Source organism: Kitasatospora sp. NPDC023176, assembly GCF_055560495.1.
Window position 1 is genome coordinate 225,219 of sequence record NZ_JBVHIP010000005.1, and the last position, 15,698, is coordinate 240,916.

At 72.7% G+C, this 15,698-nt stretch carries 15 protein-coding genes and 1 tRNA gene; 10 read left to right on the forward strand and 6 right to left on the reverse strand.

Features of this window, described 5'->3' with window-relative positions; genetic code table 11:
• Positions 1-144 precede the first annotated feature (144 nt).
• The 5 genes from ACZ3YL_RS10695 to pyrE all read left to right on the forward strand — a co-directional run bounded on the left by ACZ3YL_RS10695 (position 145) and on the right by pyrE (position 5,928).
• The gene (locus ACZ3YL_RS10695; RefSeq protein ID WP_465656666.1) at positions 145-915 is read left to right on the forward strand and encodes an MBL fold metallo-hydrolase; all 771 of its coding nucleotides are present in this window, start codon (positions 145-147) and stop codon (positions 913-915) included.
• 685 nt (positions 916-1,600) lie between these two features.
• Entirely contained in the window at positions 1,601-2,128 is a 528-nt protein-coding gene (locus ACZ3YL_RS10700) for a DUF2617 family protein (protein ID WP_188307419.1), read from the forward strand.
• Positions 2,129-2,297: 169 nt separating this feature from the next.
• Positions 2,298-3,965, forward strand: coding sequence for a polyamine aminopropyltransferase (locus tag ACZ3YL_RS10705; RefSeq protein ID WP_465656669.1), 1,668 nt, complete (start codon positions 2,298-2,300; stop codon positions 3,963-3,965).
• 312 nt (positions 3,966-4,277) lie between these two features.
• A complete protein-coding gene (locus ACZ3YL_RS10710) occupies positions 4,278-5,348 on the forward strand; it encodes an SRPBCC family protein (protein ID WP_465656671.1) in 1,071 nt (356 codons plus the stop codon).
• Between the two features lie 43 nt (positions 5,349-5,391).
• Positions 5,392-5,928 (forward strand): orotate phosphoribosyltransferase, encoded by a 537-nt coding sequence (pyrE, locus tag ACZ3YL_RS10715; protein WP_188307417.1) that lies wholly within the window; start codon positions 5,392-5,394, stop codon positions 5,926-5,928.
• A 164-nt stretch (positions 5,929-6,092) separates the two neighbouring features.
• On the opposite strand, the gene ACZ3YL_RS10720 is transcribed toward pyrE, so the two are convergent.
• Entirely contained in the window at positions 6,093-6,812 is a 720-nt protein-coding gene (locus tag ACZ3YL_RS10720; RefSeq protein WP_188307416.1) for a DedA family protein, read from the reverse strand.
• Between the two features lie 341 nt (positions 6,813-7,153).
• On the opposite strand from ACZ3YL_RS10720, the gene fbaA reads away from it, so the two are divergent.
• The gene (gene fbaA, locus ACZ3YL_RS10725) at positions 7,154-8,176 is read left to right on the forward strand and encodes a class II fructose-bisphosphate aldolase (RefSeq protein ID WP_188307415.1); all 1,023 of its coding nucleotides are present in this window, start codon (positions 7,154-7,156) and stop codon (positions 8,174-8,176) included.
• Positions 8,177-8,274: 98 nt separating this feature from the next.
• Here the strand turns inward: fbaA and ACZ3YL_RS10730 are convergent, their stop codons facing one another.
• Positions 8,275-8,706 (reverse strand): DUF3151 domain-containing protein, encoded by a 432-nt coding sequence (locus ACZ3YL_RS10730; protein ID WP_188307414.1) that lies wholly within the window; start codon positions 8,704-8,706, stop codon positions 8,275-8,277.
• A gap of 261 nt (positions 8,707-8,967) precedes the next feature.
• On the opposite strand from ACZ3YL_RS10730, the gene ACZ3YL_RS10735 reads away from it, so the two are divergent.
• Both ACZ3YL_RS10735 and ACZ3YL_RS10740 read left to right on the forward strand, forming a co-directional pair.
• Positions 8,968-9,741, forward strand: coding sequence for a DUF3152 domain-containing protein (locus ACZ3YL_RS10735; protein WP_188307413.1), 774 nt, complete (start codon positions 8,968-8,970; stop codon positions 9,739-9,741).
• Between the two features lie 146 nt (positions 9,742-9,887).
• A complete protein-coding gene (locus tag ACZ3YL_RS10740; RefSeq protein ID WP_465656674.1) occupies positions 9,888-10,589 on the forward strand; it encodes a hypothetical protein in 702 nt (233 codons plus the stop codon).
• Here the strand turns inward: ACZ3YL_RS10740 and ACZ3YL_RS10745 are convergent.
• The 4 genes from ACZ3YL_RS10745 to purS form a co-directional block, all read right to left on the reverse strand.
• Positions 10,586-11,398 carry a maleylpyruvate isomerase family mycothiol-dependent enzyme gene (locus tag ACZ3YL_RS10745; RefSeq protein ID WP_223242906.1) on the reverse strand — a complete coding sequence of 271 codons (813 nt, stop codon included), beginning with the start codon at positions 11,396-11,398 and terminating at the stop codon, positions 10,586-10,588. The genes ACZ3YL_RS10740 and ACZ3YL_RS10745 overlap by 4 nt on opposite strands.
• Before the next feature lie 115 nt (positions 11,399-11,513).
• Entirely contained in the window at positions 11,514-13,769 is a 2,256-nt protein-coding gene (gene purL, locus ACZ3YL_RS10750; RefSeq protein WP_188307410.1) for a phosphoribosylformylglycinamidine synthase subunit PurL, read from the reverse strand.
• Entirely contained in the window at positions 13,769-14,446 is a 678-nt protein-coding gene (purQ, locus tag ACZ3YL_RS10755) for a phosphoribosylformylglycinamidine synthase subunit PurQ (protein ID WP_188307409.1), read from the reverse strand. Before purQ ends, purL begins: the two co-directional genes overlap by 1 nt.
• The gene (gene purS, locus ACZ3YL_RS10760; RefSeq protein WP_188307408.1) at positions 14,443-14,697 is read right to left on the reverse strand and encodes a phosphoribosylformylglycinamidine synthase subunit PurS; all 255 of its coding nucleotides are present in this window, start codon (positions 14,695-14,697) and stop codon (positions 14,443-14,445) included. The genes purQ and purS overlap by 4 nt, the downstream gene beginning before the upstream one ends.
• 468 nt (positions 14,698-15,165) lie before the next feature.
• Between purS and ACZ3YL_RS10765 the strand changes: the two genes are divergently transcribed.
• Both ACZ3YL_RS10765 and ACZ3YL_RS10770 read left to right on the forward strand, forming a co-directional pair.
• On the forward strand, positions 15,166-15,483 hold the full coding sequence (locus tag ACZ3YL_RS10765) for a histone-like nucleoid-structuring protein Lsr2 (RefSeq protein WP_188307407.1): 318 nt from the start codon (positions 15,166-15,168) through the stop codon (positions 15,481-15,483).
• Positions 15,484-15,624: 141 nt separating this feature from the next.
• Positions 15,625-15,697 (forward strand) — tRNA-Gly (locus ACZ3YL_RS10770).
• The last annotated feature ends 1 nt before the right edge of the window (position 15,698 follow it).

Consider the following 15,698-nt stretch of genomic DNA (forward strand, 5'->3'; position numbering starts at 1 on the left):
AAGGGGTGGTGCTCCCGTTCGAGCCGGTCGGGGCTCGCGGCGGTCTCACGCCGGCCTCGCCCTCCGGCCGGGGAATAGCAGGAACAGCGGTGGTCTTGTCATCGGCGCAGCGATCTTCGCGCGCATTCGAGGGGGGCGTTCCAGTTGACTCAGGTGACCATCCAGTACGTGGGCGGGCCGACCGCGTTGATCGAGGTCGGCGGGTTGCGCCTGCTGACCGACCCGACGTTCGACGGCCCCGGGGAGTATCCGATCGGCACCCGGGTCCTCGCCAAGACCGCCGGCCCGGCCGTGGCCGCCGAGGACCTCGGCCCGGTGGACGCCGTCCTGCTCTCCCACGACCAGCACCCCGACAACCTCGACACCGCCGGGCGCTCCTACCTCGCCGCCGCCCCGCTGGTGCTCTCCACCGCCGCCGCCCGGGAGCGGCTCGGCGGCACCGTCCGGGCTCTGGCCGACGGGGAGCACGTCGACCTTCCCCGGCCGGACGGCGGATCGCTGCGGGTGACCGCGGTACCCGCACAGCACGGCCCGGACGGCAGCGAGCACCTCGTCGGAGAGGTCACCGGATTCGTCCTCACCGGCACGGGGCTGCCCACGGTCTACATCAGTGGGGACAACGCCTCGCTGGACGTGGTGCGGACGATCGCCGACCGGGTCGGCCCGGTCGACGTCGCGGTGCTGTTCGCCGGGGGCGCCAGCACGCCACTGATACCGGGCGCGCACCTCACGCTGACCAGCGACCAGGCCGCCGAGGCCGCACGCATCCTCGGGGCCCGGCACGTCGTGCCACTCCACTTCGAGCACTGGGGACACTTCACCCAGGGCCCGGAGACGCTGACGGAGGCCTTCACGCAGACCGGCGCACAGGACACACTGCGCCTGCCCAAGCCGGGCGAGCGGCTCACCGTCTGACGGCCCTCCGGGCGGTGGCCCTGATCCGGTGGCCGGCGTGAACGAGGCTGCCCGCCAAGCGAGTTGAGAACAGCAGAACGCACCGGCAGGACCCCGCCCCACGGCCCGCGACGACACCTATCCCGTCGCGGGCCGCTTTGTGCAAGGGGAGCGGGGCGTTCCGGGAGTCCGGCGCGCACAGGAGGCGTGTGCAGGGGTTTCGCGCGCCCCCTCGGCCGGGACCAATTCTGGCCCGACGCCTGCGCTGAGCGACCCTCAACTTCCATGGATGGCATGCTCCTTTGCTGCCGCTGAGGCAAATCCGGTGACCGGTCCGGCACACCACGGCCATCCCCCGCGCCCCGCGTGTCGAGGGCGGCGGCGCATGTAGCGCGCGAACAGCGCACTACCAGCGCACACGGCGCACAGGCCGGTGACAGGGGCGCGCGCTGTGCAAAGTCGCACACCGGCTCGATCAGAGCCGGGAAGCAGGTGTGCCCGAAACGGTGAATGCTTGACAAAGTTGGGTAAATCACCGACGGACCCGGCGTATTCATGCTTCTCTGCTGCTGAATCTCCAGCCGGAATCCTTCCTTCCACGGTCGGCCGCGCCCAGGGCCGCACAGCCACGAACAGCCTCGCCATCGCCTAGGCCTACTCGATGCTGCTCGGCGGGCGCGCACGGAGCTGAAACGCGGAGCCGAGCATGCTCACCACACTGCAGACCTCCTACACGGACACCCGCGCCGGTGACCTCGCCTGGTGCCTCGGCGGCGAGCCGCTGCCCGCTCTCGCCGTCCGCGACCTGAGACTCGACGGTGACCGCCCCAGCACCTCCGGCACCCTCCAGCTGCGACTGCTGGGCGCCTCGCACCAGGTGGTGATCTCGGCCGGCCCCGGCGACTGCCTGGAGACCGTCGCCTGCCTGCCCGGCCGCCGCACCCCGCTGCCGGCCCGGGTGGCCAAGCAGGTCGGCGGCTGGGAGTACGAGTTCGCCGCCCGCATCGAGGCCATGCCGCCGCACGACTTCGCGGCCCGCGCCCAGGAACTGCTGGCCCTGGTCGAAGGGCACCCGCGCGGCCTCGCCGGGGTCTTCCCGGGGGATCCCAGCGCCTTCACCGCGCTCGTCACCCAGGGCGGCACGGACCGGCTGCTCTGGCGGACCTGGCACGCCTACCCGCAGGAGGGGCAGCTGGTCTGCACCCGCTCCTCACTGGTGGTGTCGGGGGCGTGACGAGCGAGGGGCCGGGCGCAGCGAGCCGGGGCGGCACCGCCGATCCGGTCATGCACCACCCGGCACAAGCCTATGAATCGCACCCAGGAACGATTCGTCAATCCGACGGCCCTCGCTGTCCGTCGGATGGGCGCAGCGATCCGTCCCGCACGTCCCCTAGCGTTTGTTCGTGATCAACCATCCGGCCGGTCCGCCCGCACGCCCGCGAGCGGACCTCGACGACGGCACCCCACCCCGGCCCGGGCGAACCCTCACCCCTCTGCCCGCCCGCCGTCGATCCCGGCTGCGTTCCCGACCCCGGCTCGCCCGGCTGACCGTCCTGCTGGCCGCCTTCGTCTGCGCGGCCTGCGGGCTCGTCTACGAACTCGAACTCGTCGCACTCGGCGACTACCTGCTCGGAGACACCGTCACCCAGACCTCCGTCGTGCTCTCCGTCATGGTGTTCGCGATGGGCCTCGGCTCGCTGCTCGCCAAACGGCTCACCAGCCGGCCGGCCACCGCCTTCGCCCTGGTCGAATGCGCCCTCGCGCTCACCGGCGGACTCTCCGTCCTCGCCCTCTACTCCTGCTGGGCCTGGATCGGCCGCTACCAGGCCGCGATGGTCGGCCTCACCTGCCTGATCGGCATCCTGATCGGCGCCGAGATCCCCCTGCTGATGACCCTCATCCAGCGGATCCGGCGCGAGGACGCCGGCCGCGCCGTCGCCGACCTGTTCGCCGCCGACTACGTCGGCGCGCTGATCGGCGGCCTCGCCTTCCCCTTCCTCATCCTCCCCCTCCTCGGCCCCGGCGACGGCGCGCTGCTCACCGGGGCCGTCAACGCCGTCGCCGGGGCCGCCGTGGTGCTCTGGCTCTTCCGCGAGGAACCCGCCCCCCGGATACGACGGCTGCTCTGGGCTGGCTGCACCCTCGTCCTCGCCCTGCTCGCGGCCGCCGCCGTCGGCTCCGACGCGATCGAACGCGCCGCCCGGCACACCCTCTACGGCGACCAGGTCCGCTACGCCACCCGCAGCCGGTACCAGGAGATCGTGCTCACCGGCCCCGCCGAGGGCCCGCTCCGGCTCTACCTCGACGGACGGCTCGCGGTCTGCGGGCCCGACGAGTACCGGGGCAGCGAGGCCCTCGTCCACCCCGCCATGGCCGCCGGGCCGGACGCCCGGGTCCTGCTGCTCGGCGGCGGCGACGGCCTCGCCCTGCGGGAGGTGCTGCGGCACCGGGGCGTCCGCACCGTCCGGCTGGTCGACGCCGACCCGGCCCTCCCCCGGCTCGCCCGCACCGACCCCGGGCTCGCCGCCCTCGGCGGCCACTCCCTCGACGACCCCCGGGTCCGCACCACCGCCGCCGACCCGATGGCCTGGCTGCGCGGCGCGCCCGACGAGGAGTACGACGTGGTGCTCGCCGACCTGCCCGCGCCCTCGGACGGCGGACCGGTCAAGTTCCACTCCCAGGAGTTCTACGGCCTCGCCACCCGGCTGCTGGCCCCCGGCGGCCGGATCGCCGTCCGCGCCGGCGGGCACCGCGGGGGCGGTGGGGACGGCAGGGACAGCCGGGACGGCGACGGGCTCTGGCAGATCGAGTCGGGGCTCCAGGCGGCCGGACTGCGGACCACCCCGTACGCGGTCCAGGGCAGCGCCACCGCCGACTGCCGCCCCGGCCCGCCGGACACCGCCCAGGACTTCCTGCTCGCCGCCGCCACCCCGCCCCCGCTCACCCTCGCCCCCGACGCCCCACCACCCCGCGCCCTCACTCCCGACACCCTGCGCACCTCCACCACCCAGCTCACCGCCCTCCGCCCACCCCACCCCCCAGCCCCCCTCACCCTCCTGGGCCCCCGCTGACGGAACGAACGGGGCGGCGCGGCACCCCGGGCGCGCGGGAGAGGCGGGCGAAGGCCCGGCCGACGCCCCCGGCGGGGGAGACGGGTCGGCAGCCGCAGGCGGGCGGTGCGGAAGACCGGCCGTCGCGGGCAGGAAACGGGCGGCTGGACACCCCGGGTGACGACCCGGGCGGGCGAACAACCCGAGCGCCGGACGCCCCGGGCCCAGGACCGGCCCCGGCGGGCGGGGGCGCGCGGGCCCCGTCGGGTGGTGCGGAAAGTCGGGCGGTGGTGGGTGGGGACCGGGCCGGGCGCAGTCGGTAGGCTCCGTGACATGGAGCATGAGGTTGTCGTCCCGATGTCCGCAGAGTTGGTGCGGCAGGCCTTGCAGGATCCCGCGCTGCTGGCGCGGAGCGTGCCGGGGCTGAGCACCGAGCCGGCCGCGGTCGGGGCCGGGCCGGCGGAGGAGATCGGCGGGCGGCTGAAGCTGCGGATCGGCGGCTCCACGATCACCTACAAGGGCGTGCTGTCGCTGATCGAGGGCCGGGGCGGCGTGCTGACCGTGTTCGCCGAGGGTCAGGAGGCCCGGGGCGACGGCGAGGCGACCGCCACCGTGCGGGTCAGCGTCGCGGAGGGCGCCGAGGACGGCACCGCGACGGTCCGCTTCACCGGTGACCTGAGCGCCACCGGCCGGCTGACCGAGTTCGACGACGAGACCCTCGACGCCACCGGCCGCCGCCTGCTGGAGCGCTTCGCCACCGCGCTCACCTCCCCGGACGCCCCGGCGGAGGGCGACGAGGAGCCCGCCGACGAGGCCACGGACGAAGCCACGGACGGGGCGACGGACGAGACCGACGGCGGGGCCGACAGCGCGACCGGGGCGGACGCCGAGGTCGTCTTCATCGAGGAGCGCCAGGACCAGCCCGGCGACGACCTGGACGACGACCTCTCCGAGCTGATCGCCTTCTCCGACGCCGACGCCGAGCGCTTCGGCCTCCCCACCGGCTCCGCCGCCGACGACGCGGACGACGCGGACGACGTCGACGACCACGACGAGGCCGACGCCGCCGGCAACGGCGGCCCCCAGGACGGGGTCGCCGAGGAACTCCCCGTCGAGCCGCTCTTCGCCTACGAGGACGAGCCCGAGCTCAGCGGCCCGGTCCGCCGCAGCATCGTCGGCCGTTCGGCCGAGGAGGTGGACCACGCCCCGCCGCGCGGCCGCTACGCCCCGGCGCTGCCGGCCCGCAGTGCGCGGGCCCGGGCGGCGACCCGTTGGGGCGGCGAGGCGGGCGGCATCGTGGTGCCGGGCAGTGGCGGCCGCAGCGCGGTGCCGTGGGTGATCGGTGGCTCGGTGGCCCTGCTGGGCGGTGCCGTGGTGCTGGTCAGGGCACTGCGCCGGCGCTAGTCGCGAGCGCCCCACGAGTGTTCAGGCCCTAGACTGAACGCTCATGAGCAACGACCGCGACGCCCTGCTGGCACAGATCAAGGACAAGGCCGTCGTCCACGGCAAGGTCACCCTTTCCTCCGGCAAGGAGGCCGACTACTACGTCGACCTGCGCCGGATCACGCTGGACGGCGAGGCCGCCCCGCTGGTCGGCCGGGTGATGCTGGACGCGACCTCGCACCTGGAGTACGACGCCGTCGGCGGTCTGACCCTGGGTGCCGACCCGGTGGCCGCCTCGATGCTGCACGCCGCCGCCGCGCGCGGGCAGAAGCTGGACGCCTTCGTGGTCCGCAAGGCCGGCAAGGCGCACGGCCTGCAGCGCCGGATCGAGGGCCCCGAGGTGAAGGGCCGCCGGGTGCTGGCGGTCGAGGACACCTCCACCACCGGTGGCTCGGTGCTGACCGCCGTCGAGGCACTGCGCGAGGCGGGCGCCGAGGTGGTCGGCGTCGCGGTGATCGTCGAGCGCGGTGGCGCGGCCGCCGTCGAGGAGCAGGGCCTGGCGTACGTGACCGCGTACACCCTGGACGACCTGGGCCTCTGACCCGTACGGGTCTCCGAGCAGCACGAAGGGCCGGGCCCTGTTTCACGTGAAACCACGTGGAACGGGGCCCGGCCCTCTGTCGTGAACGCTGTGAGCGCCGTGAGCGCCTGGAACGCCGTGAACGCCGTGAACGCCATAGCGGCCGTAGCAGCCGCAGCGGGGGCTCAGCCGCGCCGGTGCCGCCCGCTGCTGCCCTGCACGGCGTCGGCGGCCGGGGTCTCGACCACGCCGGCCTTCCGCTTCCGGCGCTCCCGCATGACCTCGACCAGGATCGGCGAGATCGACAGCAGCACGATCAGCAGCACCGCCGGGATCAGGTACTTGTCGATCACCGGGGCGAGGGCGTCGCCGAAGAAGTAGCCGATCAGCAGCATGGACTCGGTCCACAGCACGCCGCCGATGAGGTTCCACACGAAGAAGGTCCTGGCGGGCATCTCCAGGGTGCCGGCCACCGGGTTCAGGAAGGTCCGGATGATCGGCATGAAGCGGGCCAGCACCACGGCCTTGCCGGAGCCGAACTTGTTGAAGTACTCCTCCGCCTTCACCACGTACTCACGGCGGAAGATCTTCGAATCGGGCTTGTCGAACATCTTCGGCCCGACCTTGGCCCCGATCAGGTGCCCGAGCTGGGCTCCGGCGACCGCCGCGATCGGGCAGCCGACGAGCAGCACGGCGATCGGCAGCTTCGCCCCGTCGCCGAGCACCGAGGAGGCCGCGTTCGAGGCGGCGACGCCCGCCAGGATCAGCAGCGAGTCGCCCGGGAAGAAGAAGCCGACCAGCAGGCCGGTCTCCGCGAAGATGATCGCGATCAGCCCGATGGCGCCGAGGGACGAGATCAGGGATTTGGCGTCGAGTAGATTGACGGCCAGCTGGTTGTAGTCCACGGGCGCAGGATAGCGGGCGTACCTTTCCGGCGACTTCCGGCCAAGCCCCCCGGGCCCGGTCCAGGACGGCCGACGGGTTCCGGCCGAGCCCTCCCGCGCGACGTCCCGACAGGCGGGCTCCTGCTGACCTGCGGGCACGAGTCTGGGAGGATGGCCCAGGCGTCCGGTCCGCAGCGGCCCACCACCCTCATGGCCGTACCGCGGAGGTCGCCTCGAACCTTGGTGCCGGAGAGCCACACCGCAGCGCCGCGCGTCGGCGGGCCGGCACGGAGTCGTCACGAAGGCGTACACAGCGTCGGACAGCACCGTCCGTACGCCGCAACCCGACAGGAGCGGATCGCATGCCCATCGCAACTCCCGAGGTCTACAACGAGATGCTGGACCGGGCCAAGGCGGGCAAGTTCGCCTACCCGGCCATCAACGTCACCTCGTCGCAGACCCTGCACGCCGCGCTGCGTGGTTTCGCCGAGGCCGAGAGCGACGGCATCATCCAGATCTCGACCGGTGGCGCGGAGTTCCTGGGCGGCCAGCACAACAAGGACATGGTGACCGGAGCGGTCGCGCTCGCCGAGTTCGCGCACATCGTCGCCGCCAAGTACGACATCACCGTCGCGCTGCACACCGACCACTGCCCGAAGGACAAGCTGGACGGCTACGTCCGCCCGCTGCTGGCGGTCTCCGCCGAGCGCGTGGCCAAGGGCGAGAACCCGCTGTTCCAGTCGCACATGTGGGACGGCTCGGCCGAGACCCTCGCCGACAACCTGGCGATCGCCCAGGAGCTGCTGGCCCAGGCCGCCGCCGCCAAGATCATCCTCGAGGTCGAGATCACCCCGACCGGCGGCGAGGAGGACGGCGTCACCCACGAGATCAACGACGAGCTGTACACCACCGTCAACGACGCCGTGCGCACCGCCGAGGCGCTGGGCCTGGGCGAGAAGGGCCGCTACCTGCTGGCCGCCTCGTTCGGCAACGTGCACGGCGTGTACAAGCCGGGCAACGTCGTGCTGAAGCCGGAGCTGCTGCGCGAGCTGCAGGACGCGATCGGCAAGCAGTACGGCAAGACCGACCCGTTCGACTTCGTCTTCCACGGCGGCTCGGGCTCCACCGCCGAGGAGATCGCCACCGCGCTGGAGAACGGCGTCGTGAAGATGAACCTGGACACCGACACCCAGTACGCCTTCACCCGCCCGGTGGCCGGCCACATGTTCGCCAACTACGACGGCGTGCTGAAGGTCGACGGCGAGGTCGGCAAGAAGAACACCTACGACCCCCGCACCTGGGGCAAGCTGGCCGAGGCCGGCATGGCCGCCCGCGTGTTCGAGGCCGCCGAGCAGCTGCGCTCGGCCGGCAAGCGCCTGAAGTGACGAACGCCCGGAGCGACGGGCACCCGCAGTGACGGGCGCCTGAAGTGACGAGTGCCCCCGGTGGATGATCCACCGGGGGCACGGTCACGTCCGGGTCCCTACAGCTCGGACGACGGCTTGAGCTCCGCGTACGCCTCGGCGCTGCTGTCCTTCAGGAACTGCCAGCAGCGGGCCTCCTCCTCGGTCTCCTTGATCGCGCCGGCCGCCCGGGCGAGCCCCGCCAGGCAGCGCAGGAAGCCGCGGTTGCCGCGGTGGTCCCACGGCACCGGGCCGTGGCCCTTCCAGCCGTTGCGGCGCAGCGCGTCCAGGCCGCGGTGGTAGCCGGTGCGGGCGTAGGCATAGGACTCGACGTAACGGCCGGCCACGTAGGCGTCGTCGGCGAGCATGGCCCAGGCGAGGCAGAAGCCGGGGAAGTCGGCGGCCACCTGGGTCGGTGAGGCCGACTCCTCCGCCAGCATCCGGTAGGGCTGCTCATCCTCCGGCAGGAGGGTCGGTTCGGGGCCGTCGAGAAGATTCCTGTGAATCGCCATGGGGTGCAGTCTGCCATCCGGTGCCCTGGGGTCAACCGCCCGGCCGTGACCGTGCGCCCCGCGAGCGGTCGGTGCCGGACGGTCACCACGGTCCCGCCGGGAACAGGCGTCTGCATACCCCGTATGTAGACATTCACCCATTCGCATGCCAGGGTGTCGGTCGTGCCCGCAGCCAGACCCGCCCGCCGGCGAGCCGCTCCACCCAGCAGCGCTCGCGGCGGCCGCCGACGCCGTCGGGCGCGCCGCGGGATCAAGCCTGGCATGCTCACGGCACTGGTGCTCTCCGTCCTGCTGCTGGGCACCGCGGCCTTCGCCCTGAGCCGGGGCGCGGACACCCCGGCCCCGGCCCCGACCGCCCAGGCCCGGCTCGCCCCGCCCGCCGAACAGTCGACCGGCGCCACCCCGACGACACCGGCGGCCCCCACCCCGACGGACACCCCCACGCCCACCCCGACCGCGCCGGACCCCGGCCCCACCAAGGGCTCGGGCACCTTCAGCATCGCCCCCGCCAGCGCCAAGGCCGTCGGCCGTGGCACCGTGCGCCGGTACCGGGTGGAGGTCGAGGACGGCATCGGCATCGACGCCGCGTCCGCCGCCGCCCAGATCCACGGCATCCTCGGCGACCGCCGCGGCTGGACCAACGACCGCAAGAACGCCTTCCAGCTGGTCGCGGGCGGCTCCTACGACTTCACCGTGAAGATCGCCTCCCCGGCCACCGTGGACAAGCTCTGCGGCGCCTCCGGCCTGGACACCCACGGCGAGGTCAACTGCAACGTCGGCAACCAGGTGCTGGTCAACTCCAAGCGCTGGAACACCGGTTCACCCCAGTTCAGCGGCCCGCTGGACGAGTACCGGGCGCTGATCGTCAACCACGAGGTCGGCCACCGGATCGGCCACGGGCACGAGACCTGCCCCGGCCCCGGCAAGCCCGCCCCCGCGATGATGCAGCAGATCTACGGCCTCAAGGGCTGCGCGCCGAACGCCTGGCCGTACTCGGCCGAGGGCACCTACCTGAGCGGCCCGGCCGTCCCGTAGCCGGCCCTCCCCCAGCCGGCCCTCCCGTCGCCGGCCGCCCCCAGCCGGTCGTCCCGTCGCCGGCCCGTCCGTTCAAGGCGCGGACCGGAACGGAGTTGAGACCTGATCGCCGGACAGCCGGGACCTCGACGACCTAGCCTGCGATCATGACCGCTGCCCACCGCCGAAGGCTCACCGCCGTGTTCGCCGCCGCCGGGATCACCCTCGGCGCCGCCGCCTGCTCGTCCTCCGCCGGGGGCGTTCCAGGGCCCGGCGCGCTCTCCTACGACACCGTCCGCTCGACCGCCGAGAAGCTGCAGACGGACAAGCAGGACACCTGCCCCTTCGACCTCGACCTCGCCAAGGCCCTGAAGGCGGCCGGGATCCCCGGCGGCATCACCCCCGACCACGAGGGCGGGCACGCCGTCCAGGGCAGCGTCGGCGACGGCCTGCCCCCGCAGCCGTGGCCGTCCGGCGCGAGCCATCCGGCATCCATGCCGTCCGTCCCGGCCACTCCCCCGCACGCCGACATCATCTGCGCGTACCGGGCCGGTACGACCGGGCTGAACATCGAGCTGTTCGCCGTCCCGCAGCCCGGGACCGCCGTCAACATGCTGCTCCCGGGCATCCAGCGGGCCGCGCAGCTCAGCGTGGCCGGGCTCCAGCAGTTCGCCACCGAGCAGCCGGGCCCCGGCCAGACCAGGCTCGTCGGCAAGGGGACCGCGGCGCTCGCCCGGATCGCGCCCAAGGGCGAGGGGGACATCGTCCTGATGCTGTCCCAGGACACCGGCAGCGGCGAACCGGACCAGGGCCTCACCGGCGAACCCCTGCGCAAGGCCGCCGAGAACCTGGTCGGCCAGCTCCGCTAGCCCAGGACCGGCAGGTACTCCCCCAGGTCGCTGCGCTCGCCGGAGGCGGACACGTCGTGGTCCGCCACCGCCGCCGCCCACGGCACCCGGCCGGTGGCGAGCCTGATCCAGGTCAGCGGGTCGGTCTCGACCACGTTGGGCGGGGTGCCGCGGGTGTGCCGGGGGCCCTCGACGGCCTGCACGACGGCGTACGGCGGGATCCGCAGCTCGACCGCCCCGCCGGGGGCCCGGGCGGCCAGGGCGTCGGCGAGCAGCCGGGTGACGGCGGCGAGGGCCTGGCGGTCGTGCGGGAAGGCGTCGAGGCCGAGGGCGGCGGCCAGGTCGTCGGCGTGCACCACGGTCTCGACGAGCCGGGTGACCAGCATGTCGGCGAGCGTCATCGAGCCGAGCCGGATCTCGAACCGCCGCGCCGGGTCGGCGGCTTCGGGCCTCGCCAGCAGCCCGGTCAACGCCTCGGCGGCGCGCCCGAAGGCCGCCGCGACCGTGGCCGCGTCCCCGTCGAAGTCCGTCGCGGCCCGCTCCCGGGCCTGCTCGTCCAGCAGCGGCGCGACCGTGCCGACCGCCGCCACCCAGCCCGTCAGGTCGAGCGGCGGGCGCCCCTGCAGCGGGTCGTCCAGGTGCGCGGGGACGTAGTCCAGCTGGACGGCCAGGTGCGCGAGCAACTCCCGCACCCGCCAGTCCCCCAGCCTGGTCGGCAGGTCCAACTGCCCGTCGCCGAGGCCGTCCACGGCGGCGCGCAGCGCCCCGGTCTGGGCGGCCAGCGCGGCACGGACCTTCTGCGGCTGGTACGTACGGGACTTGGCAGGCATGGGGCCCAACATACGCCTGGGGCCCGTCTTCAAACGCCCGGCAGGCGGGAGTTTGAAGACGGGCCCCTGTGGGCGGACGGTTCGGTTGAACCGCCCGCCCCTCGGTACGGCCCGATCAGGCCAGCAGGGCCTCGATGACGCCGGTGTGGGCGTCCTTCAGCTCGGCCAGCGTGACGCTGAACTGCCCCTGGACGTCGATGCTGTCGCCGTCCACGACACCGATCCGGGTGGCCGGCAGGCCACGCGCGGTGCACATGTCGTTGAAGCGGAGCTCCTCGCTGCGCGGCACCGCCACGAGGGCGCGGCCGGCCGACTCCGAGAACAGCAGGACGAACGGGTCGGTGCCCGCGGGCACGACGATCCGCGCGCCGTGACCGCCCTTGAGGCAGCTCTCCACGAGCGCCTGGCCGAGGCCGCCGTCGGAGAGGTCGTGCGCGGCGTCGATCATGCCGTCGCGCGAGGCGGCGATCAGGATGTCGCCGAGCAGCCGCTCGCGCTCCAGGTCCACCGCGGGCGGCAGGCCGCCGAGGTGGTCGTGGACGACCTGCGACCAGGCCGAGCCGCCGAGCTCGTCCGCGGTGTCGCCGAGCAGGTAGAGCAGCTGCCCCTCCTCGGCGAAGGCGACCGGGGTGCGCCGGGTGACGTCGTCGATGACGCCGAGCACCGCGACCACCGGGGTCGGGTGGATGGCGACCTCGCCGGTCTGGTTGTACAGCGAGACGTTGCCGCCGGTCACCGGGGTGCCGAGCACCAGGCAGGCGTCGGCCAGGCCGCGGGTGGCCTCGGCGAACTGCCACATGACGTCCGGGTCCTCGGGGGAGCCGAAGTTGAGGCAGTCGGAGACGGCGAGCGGCTTGGCGCCGCCGGCCGCGACGTTGCGGTAGGCCTCGGCCAGGGCCAGCTGGGCGCCGGTGTACGGGTCCAGCTTGGCGTAGCGGCCGTTGCCGTCGGTGGCGACCGAGACGCCGAGGTTGGTCTCGTCGTCGATCCGGATCATGCCCGAGTCCTCGCCGTGCGAGAGCACGGTGTTGCCGAGCACGTAGCGGTCGTACTGGTCGGTGATCCAGGACTTGGAGGCCTGGTTCGGGTGGCTCGCGACCTTCAGCAGGTCGGCCTTGAGGCCCTCGCCGGTGGTCGGACGGGCCAGCCGCTCGGCGGTGGGGGCGTCGGCCTGGAGCGCGTCCTGCCAGCTCGGGCGGGCGTAGGGGCGCTCGTAGGTCGGGCCCTCGTGGGCGACGGTGCGCGGGGGCACGTCCACCACGAGCTCGCCGTGCCAGAAGATCTCCAGGCGCTCGCCGTCGGTCACCTCACCGATGACGTTGGCGATGACGTCCCACTTCTCGCAGATCTCCAGGAAGCGGGCGACCTTGTCGGGCTCGACGATCGCGCACATGCGCTCCTGCGACTCGCTCATGAGGATCTCCTCCGGCGAGAGCGTGTGGTCGCGCAGGTGCACGGTGTCGAGGTCGATCCGCATGCCGCCGGAGCCGGCCGAGGCCAGCTCGCTGGTGGCGCAGGAGAGACCGGCGCCGCCGAGGTCCTGGATGCCCTTGACGAGCTTCTCCCGGAAGATCTCCAGGGTGCACTCGATCAGGAGCTTCTCCTGGAACGGGTCGCCGACCTGGACGGCCGGGCGCTTGGCCGGCTTGGTGTCGTCGAAGGTCTCGGAGGCCAGCACCGAGACGCCGCCGATGCCGTCGCCGCCGGTGCGGGCGCCGTACAGGATGACCTTGTTGCCGGCTCCGGAGGCCTGCGCGAGGTGGATGTCCTCGTGCTTCATGACGCCCACGCACAGGGCGTTGACCAGCGGGTTGCCCTGGTAGCAGGAGTCGAAGACGACCTCGCCGCCGATGTTCGGCAGGCCCAGGCAGTTGCCGTAGCCGCCGATGCCCGCGACGATGCCGGGCAGCACGCGCCGGGTGTCCGGGTGGTCGGCCGCACCGAAGCGCAGCGGGTCCATCACGGCGACCGGGCGGGCGCCCATCGCCAGGATGTCGCGCACGATGCCGCCGATGCCGGTGGCCGCGCCCTGGTAGGGCTCGATGTACGAGGGGTGGTTGTGCGACTCGACCTTGAAGGTCACCGCGTAGCCCTGGCCGACGTCGACCACACCGGCGTTCTCGCCGATGCCGACGAGCATCGCGTCCGAATCCGGCTTCTTCTCGCCGAACTGCTTCAGGTGGACCTTGCTGCTCTTGTACGAACAGTGCTCGGACCACATGACCGAGTACATCGCGAGTTCGGCGCCGGTCGGGCGGCGGCCGAGAATCTCCCGGATGCGCGCGTACTCGTCCTCCTTGAGGCCGAGTTCGGCCCACGGCTGGGCGGCGTCCGGGGTCTGCTCGGCGTTCTTGACGGTGTCGAGGCTCATCAGGCGTTCACCAGCTGCTTCAGGACGGAAGTGAAGAAGCCCAGGCCCTCGGTGGTCGGACCGGTGAGCGACTCCACGGCGTGCTCCGGGTGCGGCATCAGGCCGACGACATTGCCGGCGGCGTTGGTGATGCCGGCGATGTCGCGGTACGAACCGTTCGGGTTGACGTCGAGGTAACGGGCCACGACCCGGCCCTCGGCCTCGAGTTCGTCCAGGACGTGCGTGTCGGCGACGAAGCGGCCCTCGCCGTTCTTCAGCGGGACGACGATTTCCTGGCCGGCCGAGTAATCCCGGGTCCAGGCGGTCTCCGCGTTCTCGATGCGCAGCTTCTGGTCGCGGCAGATGAAGTGCAGCGAGTCGTTCCGGGTGAGCGCGCCGGGCAGCAGGTGCGATTCGCACAGCACCTGGAAGCCGTTGCAGATACCCAGCACGGGCATTCCGAGCCGGGCCTGCTCGATGACGGTCTCCATCACCGGCGAGAAGCGGGAGATCGCGCCGCAGCGCAGATAGTCGCCGTAACTGAATCCGCCGGGCAGGACGACGGCGTCGACCTGGTGGAGATCCTTGTCACGGTGCCAGAGGGCGACCGGCTCCGCGCCGGCCAGGCGGACCGCGCGCTGGGCGTCGCGGTCGTCGAGGGATCCGGGGAAAGTGACGACGCCTACGCGGGTGGTCACTTCACCTCCTCCTCGACCCGGACGGTGAAGTCCTCGATCACGGTGTTGGCGAGAAAGGTCTCGGCGGCTTCGCGGATACGGGCGAGCGCGGCGTCGTCGACCGGACCCTCCAGCTCCAGCTCGAAACGCTTGCCCTGGCGGACGTCGGCGATCCCGGTGAATCCGAGACGGGGCAGTGCACGCTGCACCGCCTGTCCCTGGGGGTCGAGGATCTCCGGCTTGAGCATGACGTCGACTACGACGCGTGCCACTGGCACTCCCGGTGGTGTCTTCGGTGAGGCGGGGGAACTCCAGACTACCGGCCGTTCGGGGCAGGATTGCTGGCCGGGGAGGGTGACGCGCGTAGACCCAGGACCCTTACGACACAAGGGATCCAGCACCCCCACCCCCCGCGCGACCCGACCCGTTTCCCAGGATTCGCGGACCCGAACCGCGACACCCGAAGAACACCCGAATACGGCACTTGGGGACAGACCCGCCCGTCCCGCACGCCGGTATCCCGCAGTCCCGCGAAGACTCGTGAATATCCGGAAAAGAATGCCGAACTCTTCGATTTCGACCCCCTTCGGGTGCAGAATAGGGCCACCTGTCGCGGCAAGTGCTGCGTATCCGGCGGGCCACCCGGCCTGCCCGTGTGCGCTTGCGCGAGTTGGTGCACATCAGGCCCCCGGACGCACTCCGCGAACCGGCGGTCGAATTGCCCGAGAGGATTGACACCCATGGCTCAGCGTGTAGTTGTCACGCTCTCCGACGACCTGGACGGCGGTGCCGCCGCGGAAACCGTCCACTTCGGCGTCGACGGGAAGTCGTACGAGATCGACCTGTCCGTGGACAACGCGGAAAAGCTGCGGGAGGCCCTCGCTCCGTTCGTCGCGGCCGGCCGTCGCCAAAGCCGCACCGGAAAGTCCTTCCGCCGCACCGCGCTCACCCCGGACCCGGCCGCCGTCCGCGCCTGGGCCCAGTCGCACGGCTTGGAGCTGCCGGCCCGGGGCCGCATCCCCAAGCACGTGTACGAGGAGTTCGCCGCGGCGAACTGACCCCGTCGGGGCACCGCCCCGGTCGCCCTGCCCGCCTGGACCGAAAGGGTGGGGCGACCACCCCGAACGATGCTGTAGAGTAATCCTCGTCGCCGCAACGGAGAGATCCGAAGAGGCGGCGGGTGCCCCACCAGGCACCGCGCGGACGTGGCTCAGTTGGTAGAGCATCACCTTGCCAAGGTGAGGGTCGCGAGTTCGAATCTCGTCGTCCGCTC

Excerpts from the sequence above, each read along its gene's own strand:
- ACZ3YL_RS10700 (WP_188307419.1), top strand. The coding sequence starts at position 1,601 with ATGCTCACCACACTGCAGACCTCCTACACGGACACCCGCGCCGGTGAC.
- ACZ3YL_RS10710 (WP_465656671.1), top strand. The coding sequence starts at position 4,278 with ATGGAGCATGAGGTTGTCGTCCCGATGTCCGCAGAGTTGGTGCGGCAG.
- pyrE (WP_188307417.1), top strand. The coding sequence starts at position 5,392 with ATGAGCAACGACCGCGACGCCCTGCTGGCACAGATCAAGGACAAGGCC.
- fbaA (WP_188307415.1), top strand. The coding sequence starts at position 7,154 with ATGCCCATCGCAACTCCCGAGGTCTACAACGAGATGCTGGACCGGGCC.
- ACZ3YL_RS10730 (WP_188307414.1), bottom strand. The coding sequence starts at position 8,706 with ATGGCGATTCACAGGAATCTTCTCGACGGCCCCGAACCGACCCTCCTG.
- ACZ3YL_RS10735 (WP_188307413.1), top strand. The coding sequence starts at position 8,968 with ATGCTCACGGCACTGGTGCTCTCCGTCCTGCTGCTGGGCACCGCGGCC.
- ACZ3YL_RS10740 (WP_465656674.1), top strand. The coding sequence starts at position 9,888 with ATGACCGCTGCCCACCGCCGAAGGCTCACCGCCGTGTTCGCCGCCGCC.
- ACZ3YL_RS10745 (WP_223242906.1), bottom strand. The coding sequence starts at position 11,398 with ATGCCTGCCAAGTCCCGTACGTACCAGCCGCAGAAGGTCCGTGCCGCG.
- purL (WP_188307410.1), bottom strand. The coding sequence starts at position 13,769 with ATGAGCCTCGACACCGTCAAGAACGCCGAGCAGACCCCGGACGCCGCC.
- ACZ3YL_RS10765 (WP_188307407.1), top strand. The coding sequence starts at position 15,166 with ATGGCTCAGCGTGTAGTTGTCACGCTCTCCGACGACCTGGACGGCGGT.